General features: G+C 72.5%; 5 protein-coding genes. All 5 read right to left on the bottom strand.

What is annotated here, in order from left to right; translation table 11 throughout:
- The coding region (locus RIF93_RS18275; RefSeq protein WP_309092882.1) for an FAD-dependent oxidoreductase at positions 1–727 on the bottom strand (727 nt) is incomplete at its 3' end.
- On the bottom strand, positions 724–1,731 hold the full coding sequence (locus RIF93_RS18270) for a glycosyltransferase (RefSeq protein WP_309092881.1): 1,008 nt from the start codon (positions 1,729–1,731) through the stop codon (positions 724–726). The genes RIF93_RS18275 and RIF93_RS18270, both read right to left, overlap by 4 nt.
- Positions 1,732–1,831: 100 nt before the next feature.
- Positions 1,832–2,617: a hypothetical protein gene (locus tag RIF93_RS18265; RefSeq protein ID WP_309092880.1), complete on the bottom strand. Its 786-nt coding sequence runs from the start codon at positions 2,615–2,617 to the stop codon at positions 1,832–1,834.
- A 119-nt stretch (positions 2,618–2,736) separates the two neighbouring features.
- The gene (locus RIF93_RS18260) at positions 2,737–3,156 is read right to left on the bottom strand and encodes a DUF4112 domain-containing protein (RefSeq protein ID WP_309092879.1); all 420 of its coding nucleotides are present in this window, start codon (positions 3,154–3,156) and stop codon (positions 2,737–2,739) included.
- Between the two features lie 124 nt (positions 3,157–3,280).
- Positions 3,281–5,526 (bottom strand): polar localization protein TipN (locus RIF93_RS18255; RefSeq protein WP_309092878.1); only part of this gene is annotated, 2,246 nt, incomplete at its 5' end.

Below are 5,526 nucleotides of genomic sequence, written 5' to 3'. Positions count from 1 at the left end.
TGCACGAGAAGAAGGGGCCGTCCATCACCGTCACGCCCAGGCCGACCAGCTCGGGGGGCGGTCGTACCAGGGCAAGTTCGGTCAGTTCGTGCTTGAGGCCCAGCGGCGTCGCCGGCGCCGCCGCGACCGGCTGGAGCCGACTGTAGGCGCAGTTAAAGACCAAATGCGCGCGATGGCTCGCGCCGCCGACGGTGACCGCGACGGCGTCGCCGTCGGGCTCCACGGCGGCCACTTCGGCGTTCAGCCGCACATCGACGCCGGCCTCGGCCAGGACCCGCGCCGCGAGCGCAGACAGGCGCTCGGCGTCGAACGCCGCCTCTTCGGCGAGATAGGCGCAGGCGATGGTGCGCGGATCGAAGAGGCTCGCGACCTCGGGCGGCGCAGGCGCCAGCGGCGCGCCCACGTCGGCGCAGAACCGCTCCATCTGCCGCGGCGTGACCTTCGAATTGCGCCGCGCCAGCGCATAGACCGCCTGGAAGCCGGTCACCGCCTCGGCATAGCGCTCCAGGAAGCGGGGATAGTTCACCCGGCTGCGATAGGCGGTCGTGAAGCTGCGCAGGTAGTGGTAGCCCGCATGCACGCGGGCCTGGTTCACGAACGAGGCCCGACCCAGCAGCCGCGGACCCGCCTCGAACAGGCGCACGTCGGCGAAGGCCCTCTCGGTCTTCAGGTAGGCCGCGACGGCCGCGCCGTAGAAGCCGCCGCCGACAACGATGGCGGTGGTCATCGCGCCCGCTTGGCGGCCGGCTTGCGCACGGCCTGGACGTTCAGGCGGCTGCGTCGCGTGAGGACCGCGCTCGTGTGCTCGCCCGCCAAGTAGTAGGACGGCCCCTCCAGCGTCCAGACCAGCATCTGGGCCACGTATTCGACGAGGATGAAGATCACCAGCGACAGCAGGAAGAACATCCCCGACTGCTGCAGCGAGAGCGTCGTCCAGCCGGGCATGACGTCGGCCTTGAACAGCCGGATCAGGATCACATAGCCCGAGTAGATCAGGTTCAGCGTCGCACCCGCGATGGCGAGCGCCGAGGCGATCCGCAGCGGCAGGATCGTCTGGGCGAACAGCAGGTTCAGGCCGCGCCTAGCCTTCGCGCGCAGGCCGTCACGGTCCACGGCGGCGCGGGGCCCGGCGTAGTCCAGGCTGGCCTTCGGGAAACCGGCCAGCGCCGGCAGCGCCCGATAGCGCAGCGCCGGCTTCGGCTGCTGCAGGAGAAAGCTCACCACCCGCTTGCTGATCAGCCGGCAGCTGGCGCCCTCGACCGCCAGGTCCACGCCCACGAGCCGGCGGTAGGTCGCCCGGAAGAGCCGGTCCAGCAGCCGCTCGGGCCCGGCCATCGGCTTGGGCGTCGTGTTGCGGATGGTGATCAGGTCGCAGCCTGCGGCGATCTTTTCCAGCGCGCGCGGCAGGAAGCTCAGGTCTTCGTTCAGCGGGTCCAGCACCAGGACGTAGTCGCCCAGCGCGTTCTCGACGCCGGCCCACACCGCGACCTCCTGATCCACGGCCTGGATCAGCCGGTAGATCTGCAGATTGGGCAGCCCGCCCTCGCCCACTAGTTCGGCGTACTCGCGCGCCGAGCCGTCGGTGGAGCCGTTGTCGACGACCACGATCTCGAAGTCCTCGACCTGGCCCGAGAGCTCGCGCACCAGCGGCTCGACCAGCGTGCGCACGCGGCCGGCCACGTTCTGCAGCGGCACGACCACCGACAACAGGATAGGATAAGGCTCGACCACGAGTCCCCCTTCGCGTGGCCCAGGCATGCAGGCTCCGCGCCCGTTCGGCAAGGCCGAGCCGGAGATCGGGCGGCCGGGAGGGACCCGGCCGCCCCGGCGCTCAGCCGAAGTCGTAGGTGGTTCCGCCGAGCGTCAGCGTGTTGACGTAGGCGTTCGTGACGCCGTTGCCCGAGCCCAGCGCCAGCGACCAGCCGATCACCAGGCTATCGGCGTCGAAGGTCAGGCCGCCCGCCGGGGTGAAGCCGTCCTCGTCGGTCCAGTCGCTGAATTCGGTCATGCTGGCCACCTGGTCCCGGTTCTGCCCGAGCGAGCGTTGCCAGGCGACCCAGTCGTCACCGGCCAAGTCGGCCGTCCGCCAGCTGTCCTGCGGGACCGCGCCCGCGCCCTGATAAGCCCACTCGAACACCAGCTCGCCGATATCGCCGGTGGTGGCGAGATCGCCGTCGGCGTCGACAATCAGGCGCAGGACCGGGATGACGCCGGTCCGCGTGGAGGCGTCGACGTAGTAGTCGAACTTCAGGGTGTCGAGGTCGCCCAGGGCGACGTGCTGGTCTTGGTCGAGGCCTACGTTCACGCGCAGTCGGCCGTTGTCGGCGTCGGTGACGAGGTGCAGCGCTTCCTCGCCTCCGACCACCCCGATGGTGATCGCGCCCTGCCGCACCTCGGTGTTGATGACGCCGCCGTCCGCCAGCGCCACTGGCGCCGACGCCACGTTCGTCGCCGTGGCGTTTACCGTCGAGACGCCATCGATGTTCAGCGTGTAAACGCCGTCCGCCATGGCGTTCTCGGCGTGCTTCTGGTGTCCCAGGCCCTTGCCTTGGCCGTGTTCGTGGTGGCCGCGGCCGTTACCGCGGCCTTCTTCTTCCACAAAGCTGGTGATCGGCATTCATGCGCTCCGCAACTGACGGTCCGGCGGGCGTCGCCCTTACCCGGACAGGCTCCAAGGATGCGCCCCCGCCATCATCTGGGCTCAGCTTGAGCGGGATGTCACCCCCTTTATGTCGGCTAGCGGACGGACTTCACCCCGATCGGCCGCGCGTTGCGGGCGCGCTGGTCGTCGTCCTCGAAGGTGTGGGGCCGGCCGTGACGCCGTTCGATGTCCTTCTGCAGCGCCCGGGCGGCCATGGCGTGACCCCGGAACAGCGTGTCGACGGCCCAGCCGGCGATCGGCACGCTCGAGCTGATCGTGTCCAGGCCCAGGAGCATGCCCATCTTCGCGAGCGTCGCCTTCGACGCGCCTGACTGGATGGCCTCGGCGAACAGCAGGGCCGCCGCGCCGACCGAGTAGGCCGTGCCGGCGACCGGCACCCAGGCCAGGACCCCGTCGATCCCGATGCCGAACGGGCCAATCCCGATCATCCGGTCCGAGAGGACGCGGACGCGCTCGGCGCGTCGCCAGGCGGTGTGGGCGCGGTCGCGATCCATGACGAACTAACGCGGGGCGAGGCCGGGCGGGTTCCCCGTGCTCTCGCGCGGGTCCTCCAAGTGCATAGCTCCGCGGCGATCGGGCGCCGCCAGCGACCCGCCGGCCCACGTGTGTGGCCGGCCTCTACAGCATCCCGCCGGCGGCCGCGTCGAGCAGCAGGTAGAGGCGGCCCGCCTCGCCGGACAACAACTCGGCCATCAGGAAGCCCTGCGGGTCACGCACCACGGCGTCGTCGATCAGGGTCTTGTAGCGGCGCAGATAGACCTCGGTCTGGCGCTTGACGTCCTCGTCGGTGAAGAGCCGGCGGGCGATGCGGCGGGTGGCGGCGGGTGCGAGCTTCTTCACCACCTGGCGCGCGCCCTCCTCGTCGCCGGTCTGGACGGCGGCGGCGATCTCCTCGATGCGGCCCTTCGGCAACAGCTTGGCCGGATCGACGCCCATGCGGGCGAGCTCGGCCGAGAGCGTGGCTTCCAGGCGCTCGCCGTCGCCGTCGGCGCCGTCGAGGGAGGCCAGCAGGTCCTTCCACGTCCAGGTGTCGCCCTCGGCGGCCGGCTCGGCGTCCGGATCCTCGGCGTCCTTCGCCGCTGCGACGGGCGGACCGCCGGCGGCGGCGAAGACGGCCGAGAACTCGCGGTCGGTGGCCGTGGGGGTCAGCTTCAACCGGGCGCGGAGGCCGAGCTGCTGGGCGAGCGCCCCGCCGGGGGTCTCGGCTTCGGGCGCAGCGGGCGGGGCCTCGGTCAGGACCGGCGAGGCTTCCGGCTCCACGGGGTCGTCCAGTTCGAGCGGCTCGGGCTCTTCAACCGCGGCTTGCGCCGCTGGCGGCGGCGCGCGGCGCGGCCGCGGCTCGGGCGAGGCCGCAGCCAGCGGGGCGAGCGGCGCGGGCGCGGCGGCGGCCACCGTGCCCATCAGGCGTACGGCCTCCGACAGCATGTCGAAGTTGCGGCGGACGCGCTCTTGGAAGGCGGCGTCGATCGCCTGGGCCTCCTCGGCGGTGCGGCGAGCCTGCGCCATCAGCTCGTCCATGCCCTCGGCCACCACGGCCTTGACCTGCTCGGCCTGGCCGCGGGCGGCGGCCGGCAGGCGCTGAGCGCGCTGCTCCAGCTCGTTCAGCATGGCCGCCAGCTCGTCGAGCGTGGCGCGGGCCGCGGCGGCGCCCTCGTCCAGCTTCCGGGCGGTGGCGGCGCCGGCCTCCTCGACCATCCTCGACGACTGCTCGACCAGCGCCCGCGCCTCCTCAAGGCGGGCCTCGAAGACCTGGTTCGCCTTCTGCCCGGCGGTGAAGGCGGCCTCCGACAGCTGGTCCACCTGTTCGCGGGCCGTGGCAGCGTGGCGGGCGGCGGCCTCGCGGGTCTCCTCGGCGGCGGCGGCCAAGGCGTCGATCGCGGCGCGGGTCTGGGCCTCCAGCTTGGCCCGCTCCTGGGCGGCGGCAGCCGAGACGGCTTCGAACGACTGGAGCGTGGAGAGGCCGAATTCCTCGCGCTCGGCCTTGGCTGTTTCGGCAAGGTCGCGGAACTGCAGCGCGGCGTCGGCCATCAGTTGGCGCAGCGCTTCGCCGCCCTTGGTCGCCCGGTCGCTCATCTCGGCGGCCGACAGGCGCGCCTGGGTGATGAACTCCGACAGGCGCGCGGCATGCGCCTCGGCCTCGGAGGAGAAGCTCTCATGGTCCGAGCGCAGCGCCGCCGCCAGGGTGATTAGCGCGGCCCGCTGTTCGGAGAGGCCGGCCTCCACGGCGCGCGCCTGCTCCGAGACGCCGACGCCGGCGGTCTCGAGACGGGCGATATGGCGGGTCAGGTCCTCGCCGGCGGTGCGGGCGGCGTCGCTGGCCTCGCCGGCGGCGGCGGCGAGGTCGGCGGCGCGGGCGGCGAGCGCGCTCTCGGCTTCGCGGATCTGGGTCTCGGCCAGGCCGGCCGCGTCGGCCACCATCTTGGCCTGCTGGGCGATGGAGTCGGCGACCTTCGTCGCCTGGGCGTCGAGGGTGTGCGCCAGCTGGCCCATCTCGCTGCGTTCGCGGCCGAGCGTGCTGGCCAGCTCCTCGGCAGTGCGGACCGACTGTGCGGTGGCGCCGGCCAGCTTCTCGGTCTCGAGCGCCAGGGCGTCGCGCAGCGCCAGCAGGGTCTCGCGCGCATCCTCGGCGGCGGCGCCGGCGCGGGCGATCTCGTCGCGCACCGACTGGGCGACGTGCCCGGCGCGCGCGGCGGCGACCACGGCGGGCGAAAGCATGTCCTCGGCCATAGCCTTGGCACGGCGAGCCTCGAAGGCGAGCTTCTGGCCCTGGCGGATCATGAAGGCGGCGCCCCAGACGAAGGCGGCGGGGCCGATGGCCAGCAGGGCGAAGACGGCGAGCGCGAAGGCGTCGTCCTGCAGCGGCG

The sequence above is a fragment of the Phenylobacterium sp. genome (assembly GCF_031181185.1).
GTDB lineage: Bacteria > Pseudomonadota > Alphaproteobacteria > Caulobacterales > Caulobacteraceae > Phenylobacterium.
This window is presented reverse-complemented; position numbering and strand designations above follow the sequence as displayed.

What these genes read in the sequence shown, in the direction of transcription:
- RIF93_RS18265 (WP_309092880.1), bottom strand. Translation starts at nt 2,617, where the DNA reads ATGCCGATCACCAGCTTTGTGGAAGAAGAAGGCCGCGGTAACGGCCGC.
- RIF93_RS18260 (WP_309092879.1), bottom strand. Translation starts at nt 3,156, where the DNA reads ATGGATCGCGACCGCGCCCACACCGCCTGGCGACGCGCCGAGCGCGTC.